Below are 15,379 nucleotides of genomic sequence, written 5' to 3'. Positions count from 1 at the left end.
CGCCATCTGTTCAGGCTTGCGTCAGACAATGGCGTGCCAGCGCGTTACAATCCGGCCCCCGGCATGGTGCCGGATTGTTTTCACAGAGGTTTTTTCATGCGAGCCAAGATCCTGGTGCCTGCTCTGGCACTGACCGTTGCCCTGAGCGGCTGTACCACCAACCCCTACACAGGTGAATCCCAGACCTCCAAAGGTGCATGGGGCGCGCTGGCTGGCGCCGCTGCCGGTGCGGCCGTAGGTGCGCTCTCCTCCAGCAAGGGTGACCGCAAGAAGGGCATCCTGACCGGCGTTGCTGCTGGCGCGGCGCTGGGTGGCGGTATCGGCTACTACATGGACGTGCAGGAAGCCAAGCTGCGCGAGAAGCTGCAGGGCACCGGCGTCAGCGTGACCCGCAATGGCAATGAGCTGATCCTCAACATGCCGAACAACGTGACCTTCGACAGCTCCAGCTCCCAGCTGAAAGCGGCCGGTGCCAACACCCTCTCCGGCGTAGCCATGGTGGTTGCCGAGTTCGACAAGACCCGCCTGAACGTGGTCGGTCACACCGACAGTACAGGTTCCCGCGATCTGAACATGAAGCTCTCCCGCGATCGTGCCGATGCCGTTGCTGCCCAGCTGATTGGTCAGGGCGTAGCAGGTAGCCGCATCTCCACCACCGGCGTAGGCCCGGATCAGCCGGTTGCTACCAACAGCACCGCCGCTGGCAAAGCCCAGAACCGCCGCGTGACCATTACCCTGACCCCGACCGCCTAAGTCGTTCAGGTCTCGGTAACGAAAAGGCCCCGCCAGTAATGGCGGGGCCTTTCTATTGGAGCCGTTGCGAGCAATGGCTCCTTGTTCTTTGCTCCCTGTTCCCCTTGTGGGAGAAGGGCCGGGGATGAGGGGAAGAACCGCCTCTTAGACAGCCGCAGTCAGCTGCACTTCCACCTTGTAGCCTTCGTGGGCCAGGCGAGCTTGTACGCAGGCGCGCACGGGGGCGGTGCCAGCAGGGATCCAGGCATCCCACTGCTCGTTGAAGGCCGCGATGTCACCAATGTCTTTGAGATAGATGTTGGCCATCAGGATCTTGTCGACGCCGGAGCCGTTGGCTTCCAGCAGGCGCTGCAGGCTTGCCAGCACTTCGCGGGTCTGCTGGTGGATGTCGGCCTCTTCGCTGACGGGCACTTCCACCACGTAGAGGGTGCCATTGTGGATGACCACGTCTGACCAACGCTGGGTGGTGCCGATTCGGGTAATGGTTGTCATGGAGTGCTCCGGTACGGGGGCTTATTGACCCTTGCGGATCAGGTAGCGGTAGGGGGCCTGCTCTGTCTCGCTGGCGACCAGGGTGTGATCCATAAAGCGGCAGAAACTGGGGATGTCGCGGGTGGTTGAAGGATCGTCGGCACTGACCAGCAGGGTCTCGCCATCCGCCATCAGCCGCACTTTCTTGCGAACCATCATAACGGGTTCCGGGCAACGAAGCCCGATTGCGTCCAACTCGTGGGTTGCGCCGCAGAATAAATCACTCATCTATTATCAACCTTCAACCTATTCGGCTGCCAATGATACTCAGGGCTAAAAAATAATCAAACAAACGCCCCATCAACCAGCATATGTAACCGAAATGTTATTCGGCCCTATCCAGCTTGCGCCGGACGAGTAATATAAAAATTGAACCATATTCAACAAGGAGGTGAATATGCAGGTCTCCTACGGCAGATTGCAGGCCTATGCAGGCATGGGGTTCTTGTCCTTCGCCATGATAGTGATGGGCAGCCCGATCGGGAATACCGGTACCTGGTTCGGCTCCATGGTGATGGTCGGGTTGGGGCTCTGGATCGAGCTCAGCGATTACTATGACGAGGATGAGGACGAGAACGATCAATCCTGAATCGGATGACGATTCAACAACAAAGGCGGAGCAATTCCGCCTTTGTCATTTCTGCCGTTTGGTAATGTGCCCGGATCAGCGGGTCGAGCGCATCGCCCGCTCCAGATGCAGCGCCGTCTGCTCCGGGTTGGCCTTGGGGTCGTTGAAGAAGTTGCTCAGCACATCGAGGATCGCTTGCCGCATATTGGTCGGCGTCGCCATCCCTTCCGCCATGCTGGGCAGCAGGTTGTCCTGCTTTTCCGCCAGCAGGAAATCCTGATAGGAGCGGACGGCGCAGCGGTCGAACTTGCTCATGTCGGGATTGGTCAGCGCCGGGATCGACCCCTTCACCCGATTGAACTCCTCCTGGAATTGCGGCGTCATCAGCAGCTGAGCCAGATCCCCCTGCGCCTGCAGCTGGGCCGGATCCCGCTGTTTGAACATGGCGATGGAGTCGAGGTTGTAGCTGAACAGTCCGGCGCTGCCCGGGCTCGGCAGGCAGGCGATATCCTCACCCGGCCGGTAGTTGCCCGCGCTCAGTTCACCCTTCACCCAGTCCCCCATCACCTGCATGGCGGCGCCACCGCTCTCCAGCAGATTGGTGGCCTGATGCCACTTCAGACCAGCGTATTTTTGCGGCACGTAGGCGCGCAGCTGCTGGAAACGGGTCAACACCCGAACCATGTCGGGGCCGGTCAGGGTGGCGCTGTCCTGCTCGAGGAACGCCTTGCGATAGAATTCTTTTCCGCCCTCACCGAGTGCCACTGTTTCAAACAGTACCGCCAGCTGCCAGGGCTCGTTGCCGATGGCGAGCGGGGTGATGCCCCGTTTCTTAAGCTGATCGGCGACGGTGACAAACTGGACCCAGCTGGTGGGCGGAGTCAGCTTGTTGCGCTCGAAGATCTTGCGGTTGAGCCACAGCCAGTTGACCCGGTGGATGCCGGTGGGCACCGCCATCAGGGCACCATTCTGGCTGAGGGTGGCACGCACCATGGGCGGCATCTGACTGTACCAGCCGAGGTGTTCGGCCATGGGGGTGAGATCGCGCAGGAAGCCGAGCCCGGCCCACTCCTTGAGCTCGTAACCCTTGAGGTGGGCCGCTTCGGGCGGGTTGGCGGCCAGTGCCCGGCTCTTCAATACCGTCATGGCGCTCTTGCCGCCGCCGCCCTGCACTGCAAAGTCGTTCCACTGGTTGCCCTGTTTGGTCCACTCGGATTTGAGCACTTCGACCGCTTTTGCTTCGCCGCCGGATGTCCACCAGTGCAGCACTTCCACCTGGGAGGCTGCAACGGGAGCAGAGAGCAGGGCGATGACAGAAAAAGACAACCACTTCATAAGGTTACTGCCTTGGTAGGGAGAGCGTGGCCTGCAGGCCACCTTGCGGACGGTTTTCCAGCACCAGATCGCCGCCGTGGGCGTGGGCTATGTTGCGGGCGATGCCAAGGCCGAGGCCGGTGCCAGCCTGATCGGTACTGAGCCGGTAATAGGGTTCGAAGATGCGCTCGAACTGATCGTCCGGCAGGCCGGGGCCCTCATCCATGATGAAGAGGATCAGCATCTCCTCGTCATCCATGATGATGATGCGCACCTGCTGGCCATATTTGATGCCGTTGTCCACCAGATTGCCGATGCAGCGTTTGAGCGCCAGCAGTTTGCCGCGGTAGGGCCACTTGCAGTGGCCTTCGATGGTCAGCCGCTCGTCGTGCAGGTTCATCGACTCCGCCATCTGCTCAAGCAGGGCGTTGATGTCGATCTCCTCGATATTCTCGTGAATGTCGGTCTCTTTGACCGTCTGCAGTGCCCCTTTCACCATCAGCTCCAGTTCGTCGAGATCCTTGTTGAACTTGGCGATCTGTACCTCGTCGTCGAGCAGTTCGACCCGCAGTCGCAGTCGGGTGATGGGTGTCTTGAGGTCGTGGGAAATCGAGCTGAACAGCCGTTCCCGATCATCGATATAGCGACGAATGCGGTGCTGCATGATGTTGAAGGCGCGGGTCGCCGCGACGATCTCGGAGGCACCCTCCTCCTTGAGCGAGGGTTGGTCGATATCCTTGCCCAGATTCACCGCCGCCTTGGCGAGACGGCGCAGCGGCCGAGTCTGCCAGCGCACCAGCATAAAGGTGAAGAAGCAGAGGAACACCGTCATCAGGGCGATGAAACGCACCTGATTGCTTGGCATCACGGTATCGTCGAGGGTCATGTAGGGGGCGGGCAGCAGGGCCGCCAGATAGAGCCACTCCCCCTTTTCGATCTCGATCTGGGTCACCAGTACCGGTGGATTGAGCGGCTCCAGCGACAGGGTGTAGCGGGCCCAGGAGGAGGGGAGATCCGCCAGCAAGGTGTCGTTGTTGAAGACGTGGAGGTCATCGGGTCGGGAGAAATCCACCTTGATCGCCATGGCGTCGGAGAGCTTGCGGGTCAGCACGCCCTGTACCTCCTCCAGCACCTGCGTCTTGCGTTCGCTGTCGGGGATGGCGTTGATGTGTATCTCTTCCTCGTTGAGCGAGACGAAGAAGCGGCTGCCCCCCATGTTGCGCAGCTGGTCCAGCGCGATATGGCGATACTGCAGCGGCAGGGATTTGAAGAAGTTGACGGTGGAAGCGGCAGACATGGCGAGGTTGCGGGTGGTGCTGAGCATCCCCTCCAGCTCCCGCTTCTGGATCTGCTGCATCCAGATGCCGGTCAGAATGGTCTGGGAGAGCAGGATGGCCAGCAACAGCAGCAGGATCATCCGTGACAACAGGGAGCGGGGCACCAGCGCCCCCCAGGACCACTTGTTGCTCATGGCAGCTCGTGCACCTCGGCAATCAGCATGTAGCCGCTACCGCGGATGGTCTTGATGATGCGCGGGCTCTTGCCGTTGTCGCCCAGCTTCTGGCGCAGACGGCTGATCTGCACGTCGATACCGCGCTCCATCGGCAGGCTTTCGCGGCCGCGGGTGGCATCCGAGATGGTGTCGCGATCCAGCACCACGCCGGGCTGTTGCAGGAACATGCCGAGCAGCATGGCGTCGCTGCCGGAGAGGTCCAGCAGGCTGCCATCATCATGGGTCAGCTGGTGGCTCAGGGTGTCGAGGGTCCACTCGGCAAAACGCAGGCGGCGGCTCGGCTCTTTCTCTTTTTCCGGCTGGCGGAATTCGGCGCGGCGCAGCAGCGCCTTGATGCGGGCCTGCAGTTCACGGGGGCTGAACGGTTTGGCGATATAGTCGTCGGCGCCCAGTTCCAGACCGATCACCCGATCCGCTTCGTCGGAGGCGGCGGTAAGCATGATGATGGGCACCTGGGAGTCACGACGGATCTGCTGGCAGAGGGTAAAACCGTCCTCGCCGGGCATCATGATGTCCAGAATAATCAGGTCCGGGCTGTGCTGGGCGAGTTGCTGGCGCATCTCGTTGCCCTCCGCCGCCGTCAATACCTGAAAGCCCGCCCGGGTCAGGTACTCATTGAGCAGCTCGCGGATCTCTTGGTCGTCATCGACGATCAGCAGTTGTTTGCTCATTGACATATGTATGTGCATCCACCCATTTTTTTGTGCAGATTGAACCTGTCGGGGGAGTAAAAAGCAAGCAAGCCCCCTATCTAATGTGAGGTTTAAGGCAATAACAGCCTATTGATAAGATTAAAACGAAAAAAGGCCGACCCAAACGGGACGGCCAACAGACAGCTTCTGACCACTGACGAGCACCCCGTGTGGCGATCGTCACAGACTTGAAAAGGGGCCAGTCAGACAGGCCCCGAAAAGGGACAACTCTCAGTAGTGCATCCCGTCGATCCGGTTGGTTATCACACCCGTTCAAACACGGTGGCGATGCCCTGACCCAGACCGATACACATGGTGGCAACCCCCAGGGTGGCATCCTTCTCCTCCATCAGATTGATGAGGGTGGTGGAGATGCGGGCACCGGAGCAGCCGAGGGGGTGACCCAGCGCAATGGCGCCGCCGTTCAGGTTCACCTTCTCGTCCACCTGATCCTGCAGACCCAGATCCTTCACGCAGGGCAGGGACTGGGCGGCAAACGCCTCGTTCAGCTCGAACAGGTCGATATCACCGACAGTCAGACCGGCACGCTTGAGCGCCTTCTGGGTCGCCGGCACCGGGCCATAACCCATGATGGCGGCGTCACAGCCGGCGATGGCCATGGCACGTACCTTGGCGCGCGGCGTGAGGCCGAGGGCCTTGGCGCGATCCGCGCTCATCACCAGCATGGCGGCGGCGCCATCGGACAGGGCCGAGGAGCTGCCGGCAGTGACGGTACCGTTGACCGGGTCAAACACCGGGCGCAGCTGGCTCAGGGTTTCGACCGTGGTCTCCGGACGGATCACCTCGTCATAGTCGTAGAAGAAGCGGGCGCCGCTGGCGTCATGGCCTTCCAGCCCGACGATCTCCTTGGCAAAACGCCCTTCCACTGTTGCTGCGTGGGCGTGGCGGTGGGAGCGGGCGGCAAACTCGTCCTGCTGCTGACGGCTGATGCCGTGCAGCTTGCCGAGCATCTCGGCGGTCAACCCCATCATACCGGAGGCTTTCGCCACCGACTTGGCCATGCCCGGGTGGAAGTCGACGCCGTGGCTCATCGGCACGTGACCCATGTGCTCTACGCCGCCGATGATGAAGATATCCCCATCACCCACCTGAATGGCGCGGGAGGCGTCATGCAGCGCCTGCATACTGGAGCCGCACAGGCGGTTGACGGTGACCGCCCCCACCTGCTTCGGAATACCGGCCAGCAGCGCGGCGTTGCGGGCGATGTTGAAGCCCTGCTCCAGGGTCTGCTGCACGCAGCCCCAGTAGATATCCTCGATCTCGTTCGGGTCGAGGTTGGGGTTGCGCAGCAGGATGGATTTCATCAGGTGCGCGGACAGATCTTCTGCACGCACGTTGCGGAAGGCGCCGCCCTTGGACCGGCCCATCGGGGTCCGGATACAGTCGACAATGACTACGTCTTTCATGAGTGGATCTCCTTTCCGCAATCAGTAGAAGGTTTTGCCCTGGGCGGCCATCTCGCGTAAGCGGTCGCTGACGCGGTAGAGCGGGCCCAAATCGGCATACTGGTCGGCCATGGCCACGTAGCGATCCAGACCGATAGTGTCCAGATAGCGGAACACGCCGCCGCGGAAGGGAGGGAAGCCCAGACCGTAGACCAGCGCGATGTCGGCTTCGGCTGGCGTGGCGACTATGCCCTCTTCCAGACAGAGCACCACCTCGTTGATCATCGGGATCATCATGCGGGCGATGATGGCTTCCTTGTCGAAATCCTGTTTCGGCTTGGCGATGGGGGCCAGCAGCTCGTAGCTAGCGGCGTCAGCCACCTTCTTCGGCTTGCCCTTCTTGTCCTGCTCGTAGGCGTAGAAGCCCTTGCCGTTCTTCTGACCGAAGCGGTTCACTTCGTACATCACGTCGATGGCGGTGCGGCCTTCCTTGCTCATCCGCGCCGGGAAGCCTTGCGCCATCACGTCACCAGCATGGTGACCGGTGTCGATGCCGACCACATCCAGCAGATAGGCGGGGCCCATCGGCCAGCCAAACTCCTTCTCCATTACCTTGTCGACGGCGGCAAAGTCGGCGCCATCGGCAACCAGTTTGTTGAAGCCGAAGAAGTAGGGGAACAGCACCCGGTTGACGAAGAAGCCCGGGCAGTCGTTGACCACCACCGGGGACTTGCCCATGGCGGCGGCATAGGCCACCACGCGGTTGATGGTTTCATCGGAGGTTTGCTCGCCGCGGATGATCTCCACCAGTGGCATGCGGTGCACCGGGTTGAAGAAGTGCATACCGCAGAAGTTCTGCGGGCGCTTCAGCCCCTTGGCCAGCAGGGAGATTGGGATGGTGGAGGTGTTGCTGGCGAGCACTGCGTCTTCGCCAATGATCCCTTCCACTTCGCCCAGTACGGCGGCTTTCACCTTGGGATTCTCGACCACGGCTTCGACTACGACGTCCACGCCTTTGACGTTGTCATAGCTGAGAGTCGGAGTGATGGCAGAGAGCACCTGGCCCATCTTGATGCCGTCGATGCGACCCTTTTCGAGCTGGCCGTTGAGCAGCTTGGTGGCTTCGCCCATGCCAAGTGCCAGAGCCTTCTCGTTGATGTCCTTCATCACCGCCGGAATGCCCTTGCTGGCAGACTGGTAGGCGATGCCGCCGCCCATGATGCCGGCACCCAGTACGGCAGCGTGGCCGGTGGCCTTGCACGCCTGCTTGGCCGCCTTCTTGGCCAGCGCCTTGATGTGCTGATCGTTGAGGAAGATACCGACCAGTGCCTTGGCGACATCGGTCTTGGCCAGTTTGATAAAGCCCTGTGCCTCGACGGACAACGCCTCGTCACGGCCCATACCTGCGGCGGCCTCGACGGTTTTCACCGCGGTCATCGGCGCCGGATAGTGTTTGCCCGCCACGGCGGCAACCATGCCGGCGGCGGTGGTGAAGCTCATCATGGCTTCCAGTTTGGAGAGGCGCAGCGGGGCTTTTTTGGCGGCGCGACGGCTCTGCCAGTCCAGTTTGCCCGCGATGGCGTCCTTGATCATCTGCAGCGCAGCGCTCTGCAGCGCGTCAGGGGCGACCACGGCATCAATGGCACCCACCTTGAGGGCGTCATCGGCACGATAATCCTTGCCGGTGGTGATCCACTCGAGCGCGTTGTCGGCGCCGATCACCCGCGGCAGACGGACGGTGCCGCCAAAGCCCGGCATGATGCCGAGTTTGGTCTCGGGCAGGCCGATTTTGGCGGTGGTGTCAGCCAGACGGAAGTCGGTGGAGAGAATGGTCTCGCAGCCGCCGCCCAAGGCGTGGCCCTTGATGGCGGAGAGGGTCGGAACCGGCAGATCTTCGATGGCATTGAAGATGTCGTTGGCCTTTTTCAGCCAGCCGAGCAGATCTTCTTGCGGCAGATCGAACAGTTCCAGGAATTCGGTAATGTCGGCTCCGACGATAAAGGCGTCTTTGCCAGAGGTGAGGATCAGACCTTTTAGTTCACGTTCTTGTTGTAATGCGGCGATCGCTTCGCTCAGGGAGAGCAGGGTAGCGCGATCCAGCTTGTTGACTGAACCCGGGGCATCAAACCTCAGCTCGGCAATGCCGTTTTCGAGGTAGCTGACCGACAGGGTTTCGCCTTGGTAGATCATGAGAGTGTCTCCTTGTTCCCACTCAGTGGGGAGTGGTGCTCCTTAATCCCCAGCAGGGGGCGAGGCTCACTATTGATCCAAAAGGAGACATTTTCAACACCTATTTAAAACATTTGTTTAACAGATCTCGAGTAAAAGCTCCTCATCACAAAACGGGCAAAAAAGAGGCGCCTTGCGGCGCCCCGGATAGATGTGAGTTTGTTATCAACTGGCCAGTTCCGGCCGGTTGCGATACTGGTTCAGTACCTCGGGATCGGCGAGGGCATGGGTGTTGTTGACCGGTCGGTTGTGTACCACTTCGCGAACCGCCAGTTCGACGATCTTGCCGGACTTGGTGCGGGGGATGGCATCCACCTGCAGGATGCGGGCGGGCACGTGGCGGGCGGTGCAATGTTGCTTTATTTGCTGGCGGATCCGCTCGCGCAGCGGCTCGTCCAGCTTGCAGCCCGCCTTGAGCTTGACGAACAGCACCACCCGCTCGTCTTGCTGCCACTGCTGGCCGATGACGATGCTCTCTTCCACTTCGTCTAGCTGTTCGACGTAGCGATAGATCTCGCTGGTGCCGATGCGCACGCCGCCCGGGTTGAGGGTGGCGTCGGAGCGGCCGTAGAACAGAATGCCACCGGTCGGGGTCAGCTCGATCCAGTCGCCGTGACACCAGATGTTGTCGAACCGCTCGAAGTAGGCAGCGTGGTACTTGTCGCCATGTTCGTCGCCCCAGAAGTAGATGGGCTGGGCCGGGAACGGCTTGGTGCAGACCAGCTCGCCCTTCTCCCCCTGCACCGGCTGGCCCGCTTCGTTGAATACCTGCACCGCGAGACCGAGGCCGCGCCCCTGACTCTCGCCGCGATAGACAGGGCTGAGCGGGTTGCCGATGACGAAGCAGGAGCAGATATCGGTGCCACCTGAGATGGAGCTGAGCTGCACATCCTGCTTGATCTGCTGATAGACGTAGTCGAACCCCTCCGGCGACAGCACTGAGCCGGTGCTGCAGATCAGCCGCAAGTGCGGCAAGTCGTGGGTCTTGATGGGGGCGTAACCCTGCTTGTGCAGCGCATCGAGATACTTGGCCGAGGTACCGAACAAGCTGACCTGCTCGTCGCGGGCGAGATCCCACAGCACGTTGCCATCCGGGTAAAACGGCGAGCCATCGTAGAGCACCAGGGTGGCGCCGGAGGCGAGCGCGCTCACCAGCCAGTTCCACATCATCCAGCCACAGGTGGTGAAGTAGAAAATTCGCTCCCCCGGCTTGATGTCGCAGTGCAGCTGGTGCTCTTTCAGATGTTGCAGCAGGGTGCCGCCAATCCCGTGCACGATGCACTTGGGTTTGCCGGTGGTGCCGGAGGAGTAGAGGATGTAGAGCGGGTCATTGAAAGCCATCGGCTCGAAGGCGAGCTGGGCACCGTGCAGGCTTGCCAGCAGTTGCTGCCAGTCGTGACCAAGCTGCAGCGGGTTGCCGAGCAGGGGGATCATCACCGTCTGCTCTATGCTGCCGATCTGGCTCACCACGCTGGCGACCTTCTGTTGAATGTCGATAGCTTTGCCGTTGTAGCGATAGCCATCCACCGCAAACAGCACTCGTGGTTGGGTCTGGCCGAAGCGCTCCACCACGCTGGCCTCGCCAAAGTCGGGGCTGGTGGAGGTCCAGATTGCTCCGAGGCTGGTGGTTGCCAGCATGGCAACCACGGTTTCCGGAATATTGGGCAGATAGGCGGCGACCACATCGCCACGCCCAATCCCCTGATGACGCAGCCACTGAGCCAGCCGGGCCACCTGATCACTCAGTTCACCCCAGCTAAGAGTACTGCTTGGACCCCCTTCGATGCGGGAGATGATGGCCGGGCTCTCGTCCTGACGGCGCAGCAGGTTTTCGGCGAAGTTGAGGCGGCTGTCGGGGAACCAGCGGGTGCGCTGCATATCTTGACGGTTCTCCGCCACTATATTGCCGAGCTCGCCCTTGACGCCGCAGTGCTGCCATACCAGCGGCCAGAAACGGGTGGTCTTCTCCACCGACCATTGATAAAGCTGCGGGTAGTTCTGCAACTGCAAGCCGTGGAAACGGTTCACCTCCGCCATAAAACGGTAGAGGTTGGATTGCTGCATCCCGAGCGGATCCGGTTGCCACAGGCAGAGGTTGTCCATGAGTAATCCCTGACTTCATGTATCTACCGGCAGTGTATTGAATTGTTTTTGATTTGTTAATGATTGGTTCTTTGTTGATAACAAACGCGTTTGTAACGTATGCGTTACCTCACGAAGCGGCAGCTTGACGGGTCGAGCCGCCAAGCGCTTGATGTTATGCTGCAATCACATTCACCTCGGAGCAGGACGCCATGAGCAGCTACAGCCAACTTTTTGCCCAGCACCTCGATACCTTGCAGCAGCGCACCCGCGACATTCTGCAACAACAGGGGCTCAGCGGACTGGCCATCCACTCCGGCCAGACCCACCGCATCTTCCTCGATGATCAGGATTACCCGTTCAAGGTAAACCCGCACTTCAAAGCCTGGTTGCCGGTGCTGGACAATCCTCACTGCTGGCTGCTGGTGGACGGGGTGAACAAACCAATCCTGCTGTTCTATCGTCCAGTGGATTTCTGGCACAAGGTGGCGGACCTGCCCAATGCCTTCTGGGTCGAGTTCTTCGATATCCGTTTCCTGACCCGGCCGGAACAGGTGGCCGACCATCTGCCTGCCAACAAGCAGGAGTGGGCCTATCTGGGGGGCCATCTGGAAGTGGCCGAGCTGCTGGGGCTGACCCAGCCCAATCCCGAGGCGGTGCTCAACTACCTGCACTATCACCGTGCCTACAAGACTCCCTACGAGCTGGAGTGTCTTCGTGAGGCGAACCGGATCGGGGTTCGTGGCCATATCGCCGCCAAGGACTCTTTTATGGCGGGGGCGAGCGAGTTCGAGATCAATCTGGCCTACATGAAGGCGGTCGGGCAGGGGGCCAATGAGGCGCCCTACGGCAATATCGTCGCCATCAACCGCAATGCGGCCATCCTGCACTACACCCATTTGTCCGCCGTGCGGGTGCCCGATGCGGAGCGCCACTCCTTCCTGATCGATGCCGGCGTCGATTTTCACGGTTATGCCTCCGACATCACCCGTACCTGGGCGTGGCGTCGTGGTGAGTTTGCCGATCTGATTGCCGCCCTCGACGAGCAGCAGCAGGAGATCATCAAGGAGATCAAACCGGGTCGTCGTTACAGCGAGCTGCACCTGCAGATGCATCATAAGCTGGCGCGCCTGCTGCAAACCACCGAGCTGGTGGATATGTCGGTGGACGAGATGATCCACACAGGGGTGACCAATGTCTTCTTCCCCCACGGCCTAGGCCATTTCCTCGGTTTGCAGGTGCACGATGCGGGTGGTTTCATGCAGGATGAACGCGGCACCCATCTGGCGGCGCCCGAGCTGTTTCCCTATCTGCGCTGCACCCGGGTGATGGAAGTGGGTCAGGTGTTCACCATCGAGCCGGGACTCTACTTCATCGACAGTTTGCTGGAGCCGCTGCGTCAGGGCGAACAGGGCAAACGGGTCAACTGGAACAAGGTAGAGGCACTGCGGCCGTTTGGTGGCATCCGCATCGAAGACAACGTGGTGCTGCACGCCAACAGGGTGGAGAACATGACCAGACAAGCAGGACTCTGATGGCGGCAGCGTACTCCATTCCAGCTGCCCCGCTGGAGTTGACCGAAGAGATAAATAAGAGCCGCTTCATTACCCTGATCGCCCACACCCCGACCGTCGAGGCGGCAAAGGGGTGGGTCAACGAGATCAAACGCCAACATCCGGCCGCGCGCCATCACTGCTGGGCGTTTGTGGCTGGTGCGCCGCAAGATAGTCAGGTTTATGGGTTCAGCGATGACGGCGAACCGTCCGGTACTGCGGGCAAGCCGATCCTGGCCCAGTTGATGGGCTCGGGGCTCGGTGAAATCTGCGCCGTGGTAGTGCGTTACTACGGCGGCATCCAGCTTGGCACCGGTGGACTGGTCAAAGCCTATGGGGGCGGCGTCGGTGCCGCCCTCAAGCAACTGCCCACCCTGCTCAAGGTGCCACGCACTCCCTCTCTCATTCACTGCGATTACGGTGACATGGGGACGGTCGAGTCGCTGATCAGCAGCCATAATGGCGAATTGCTGGCGGCGGATTACGGTCAGCAGGTCACCTTGCAGGTGGCGTGGGAGTCCTCGGTTTGGGCTCAGGTGGACCGTGAATTGACCGACCGGACTCATGGGCGGGTATCCCTCAGTCCCTTAGATGGCTAGAATCCATCGCTCTTTAATTGGGGAAAGGGAGCTGTAATGCACATTCTGAGCATTATTCGCATTGTTGGCCTGCTGGTTGCGCTGTTCAGCTCGACCATGCTGTTGCCTGCACTGGTGGCCTTTGGCTATCGGGATGGTGGTGGTGCCGAGTTCGTCAGCTCTTTTCTGATCGCCCTGCTGCTCGGCGTGGTGCTCTGGTTTCCCAATCGCTACCACAAGAAGGAGATGCGCTCGAAAGAGGGCTTTCTGATTGTGGTGCTGTTCTGGACCGTGTTGGGCAGTGTGGGGGCGGTGCCCTTCATCATGAGCGATGTGCCGGATATGTCGGTCTCGGAGGCCTTCTTCGAATCTTTTTCCGGCCTGACCACCACAGGCGCAACGGTACTGACCGGGCTCGATAATCTGCCCAAGGCGTTTCTGTTCTATCGCCAGCTGCTGCAGTGGCTGGGGGGCATGGGGATCATCGTACTGGCGGTGGCCATTCTGCCACTGCTGGGGATCGGGGGCATGCAGCTCTATCGCGCCGAGATCCCGGGGCCGGTGAAGGATACCAAGGTGACGCCGCGCATCGCCGAAACGGCCAAGGCGCTCTGGTTCATCTATCTGCTGCTCACCGCACTCTGTGCGCTGGCCTACTGGCTCGCCGGGATGACGCTGTTCGATGCGGTCTGCCATTCGTTCTCGACTCTGTCGGTCGGTGGCTTCTCCACTCACGATGCCAGCATCGGTTTCTTCAACAGTCCGGTCATCAACCTTATTACCGTGGTGTTCCTGCTGCTGGCCAGCGTGAACTTTGCGCTCCACTTTACCGTTTTCTCACACCGCCCGGTGCGGCTCGGTCGCTACCTTTACGATTCTGAACTCAAGGTGTTTCTGGCCATCCAGGCGACCCTGGTGATGATCTGCTTTGTCGCCTTGCTGACCCACGGACACTACGCCACCTGGCAAGAGGCGCTCAACCACGGTCTTTTCCAGGCGGTCTCTCTGGGGACCACCACCGGCTACAGCACCACGACCTATGCCGACTGGCCCTCGTTCCTGCCCATGCTGCTGATGTTCTCCGCCTTTATCGGCTGTTGCGCGGGCAGTACTGGCGGCGGCATCAAGGTGATGCGTTTTATGATCCTGTTCATGCAGGGGATGCGCGAGTTGAAGCGGTTGGTTCACCCCAGAGCCATCTATACCTTGAAGCTGGGGAATAGGGCGGTGCCCGAGCGCATCGTCGAGGCGGTGTGGGGCTACTTCGCCACCTATATTATTCTCTTCTTTATGTTCATGCTGCTCTTGCTGATGACGGGGCTGAACGAAGTGACCGCATTCACCGCTGTAGCTGCGGCTTTCACCAACGTAGGTCCGGGTTTGGGAGAGGTATCAGCCAACTTCGGCAATATCTCGCCAGCGGCCCAGTGGGTACTGGTGTTGGCCATGTTGTTTGGCCGATTGGAAATTTTCACGCTTCTGGTACTGTTTACTCCTGCATTCTGGCGTAGTTGAGGTTGTTATGGACAAGATTCTGGTGCTTTATTCCTCTCGGGATGGCCAAACCCGCAAAATAGTCGATGTCATGCTGGAGCAGATGCCGGGATGCGAAGTGGTGATGCACGATCTGCACACCTTGCCGATGTGCAACCTCAGCAAGTATGCCAAGGTCTTGATCGGCGCCTCTATCCGTTATGGCAACTTCCATCCCAGCCTGTTCAGCTTTATTCATGCCCATCAGGAGCAGTTGGAGGTGGCCAATGCGGCCTTCTTCTGTGTCAACCTGACGGCCCGCAAACCAGAGAAGCAGACGCCGCAAACCAATGCCTATATGAAGAAGTTTCTGCGTCTCTCCCCCTGGAAGCCGAAAACCCTGGGGGTGTTTGCCGGCGCGCTGCAGTACTCCAGCTATAACTGGTGGCAAACTCGCATCATCCAGCTGATCATGAAGATTACCGGTGGTAGTACAGACACCAGTAAGGACATTGAATTTACCGATTGGGAAAAGGTGCGCAGCTTTGCACGCGAATTCTGGTCGAAAAGGTAGCAGCGTGATGTGAAATCAGGGTTTCTTGCCCGAAACAGCCCCGCCGATGCGGGGCTTTTGTTTAATAAAACAACGGTTGAACCGGAAAACTGTAAAAAGTGCCATTTTTTGCA

The 15,379-nt window shown here is 60.1% G+C and carries 14 protein-coding genes; 6 read left to right on the top strand and 8 right to left on the bottom strand.

What is annotated here, in order from left to right; translation table 11 throughout:
- The first annotated feature begins 96 nt into the window (after positions 1–96).
- Entirely contained in the window at positions 97–753 is a 657-nt protein-coding gene (locus ACTG2T_RS09000; RefSeq protein ID WP_005339468.1) for an OmpA family lipoprotein, read from the top strand.
- 144 nt (positions 754–897) lie between these two features.
- Here ACTG2T_RS09000 and ACTG2T_RS08995 read toward each other — a convergent pair whose 3' ends face one another.
- Together ACTG2T_RS08995 and tusA are read right to left on the bottom strand one after the other, a co-directional pair.
- Complete coding sequence (locus tag ACTG2T_RS08995) at positions 898–1,245, bottom strand: RidA family protein (RefSeq protein ID WP_021229265.1); 348 nt, start codon at positions 1,243–1,245, stop codon at positions 898–900.
- Positions 1,246–1,266: 21 nt separating this feature from the next.
- Positions 1,267–1,512: a sulfurtransferase TusA gene (gene tusA, locus ACTG2T_RS08990; RefSeq protein ID WP_005339470.1), complete on the bottom strand. Its 246-nt coding sequence runs from the start codon at positions 1,510–1,512 to the stop codon at positions 1,267–1,269.
- Between the two features lie 169 nt (positions 1,513–1,681).
- Between tusA and ACTG2T_RS08985 the strand changes: the two genes are divergently transcribed.
- Entirely contained in the window at positions 1,682–1,873 is a 192-nt protein-coding gene (locus ACTG2T_RS08985; RefSeq protein WP_005339471.1) for a hypothetical protein, read from the top strand.
- A 75-nt stretch (positions 1,874–1,948) separates the two neighbouring features.
- Here ACTG2T_RS08985 and ACTG2T_RS08980 read toward each other — a convergent pair whose 3' ends face one another.
- The 6 genes from ACTG2T_RS08980 to ACTG2T_RS08955 all read right to left on the bottom strand — a co-directional run bounded on the left by ACTG2T_RS08980 (position 1,949) and on the right by ACTG2T_RS08955 (position 11,109).
- Positions 1,949–3,187: an ABC transporter substrate-binding protein gene (locus ACTG2T_RS08980; RefSeq protein WP_330125631.1), complete on the bottom strand. Its 1,239-nt coding sequence runs from the start codon at positions 3,185–3,187 to the stop codon at positions 1,949–1,951.
- 4 nt (positions 3,188–3,191) lie between these two features.
- Positions 3,192–4,637 carry an ATP-binding protein gene (locus ACTG2T_RS08975; protein ID WP_069528615.1) on the bottom strand — a complete coding sequence of 482 codons (1,446 nt, stop codon included), beginning with the start codon at positions 4,635–4,637 and terminating at the stop codon, positions 3,192–3,194.
- Positions 4,634–5,356, bottom strand: coding sequence for a response regulator (locus tag ACTG2T_RS08970; protein ID WP_005339475.1), 723 nt, complete (start codon positions 5,354–5,356; stop codon positions 4,634–4,636). The genes ACTG2T_RS08975 and ACTG2T_RS08970 overlap by 4 nt, the downstream gene beginning before the upstream one ends.
- A gap of 278 nt (positions 5,357–5,634) precedes the next feature.
- Positions 5,635–6,798, bottom strand: a complete 1,164-nt coding sequence (gene fadA, locus ACTG2T_RS08965) for an acetyl-CoA C-acyltransferase FadA (protein ID WP_439973784.1) — start codon at positions 6,796–6,798, stop codon at positions 5,635–5,637.
- 21 nt (positions 6,799–6,819) lie between these two features.
- Entirely contained in the window at positions 6,820–8,967 is a 2,148-nt protein-coding gene (gene fadB / locus ACTG2T_RS08960) for a fatty acid oxidation complex subunit alpha FadB (protein ID WP_330125629.1), read from the bottom strand.
- A 204-nt stretch (positions 8,968–9,171) separates the two neighbouring features.
- Positions 9,172–11,109: an acetoacetate--CoA ligase gene (locus ACTG2T_RS08955; RefSeq protein WP_330125628.1), complete on the bottom strand. Its 1,938-nt coding sequence runs from the start codon at positions 11,107–11,109 to the stop codon at positions 9,172–9,174.
- Positions 11,110–11,300: 191 nt separating this feature from the next.
- Here ACTG2T_RS08955 and pepQ point away from each other — a divergent pair, with 191 nt between their 5' ends.
- The 4 genes from pepQ to hemG are packed head-to-tail and all read left to right on the top strand — an operon-like array spanning position 11,301 to position 15,266.
- Positions 11,301–12,623 carry a Xaa-Pro dipeptidase gene (pepQ, locus tag ACTG2T_RS08950; RefSeq protein ID WP_330125627.1) on the top strand — a complete coding sequence of 441 codons (1,323 nt, stop codon included), beginning with the start codon at positions 11,301–11,303 and terminating at the stop codon, positions 12,621–12,623.
- The gene (locus tag ACTG2T_RS08945; RefSeq protein ID WP_330125625.1) at positions 12,623–13,240 is read left to right on the top strand and encodes a YigZ family protein; all 618 of its coding nucleotides are present in this window, start codon (positions 12,623–12,625) and stop codon (positions 13,238–13,240) included. Before pepQ ends, ACTG2T_RS08945 begins: the two co-directional genes overlap by 1 nt.
- A 36-nt stretch (positions 13,241–13,276) precedes the next feature.
- The gene (locus ACTG2T_RS08940; RefSeq protein ID WP_005339482.1) at positions 13,277–14,734 is read left to right on the top strand and encodes a TrkH family potassium uptake protein; all 1,458 of its coding nucleotides are present in this window, start codon (positions 13,277–13,279) and stop codon (positions 14,732–14,734) included.
- Positions 14,735–14,741: 7 nt separating this feature from the next.
- Positions 14,742–15,266, top strand: a complete 525-nt coding sequence (gene hemG / locus ACTG2T_RS08935; protein ID WP_330125624.1) for a menaquinone-dependent protoporphyrinogen IX dehydrogenase — start codon at positions 14,742–14,744, stop codon at positions 15,264–15,266.
- The last annotated feature ends 113 nt before the right edge of the window (positions 15,267–15,379 follow it).

Source organism: Aeromonas sp. 75A, assembly GCF_051919425.1.
GTDB classification, from domain to species: domain Bacteria; phylum Pseudomonadota; class Gammaproteobacteria; order Enterobacterales; family Aeromonadaceae; genus Aeromonas; species Aeromonas veronii.
This window is presented reverse-complemented; position numbering and strand designations above follow the sequence as displayed.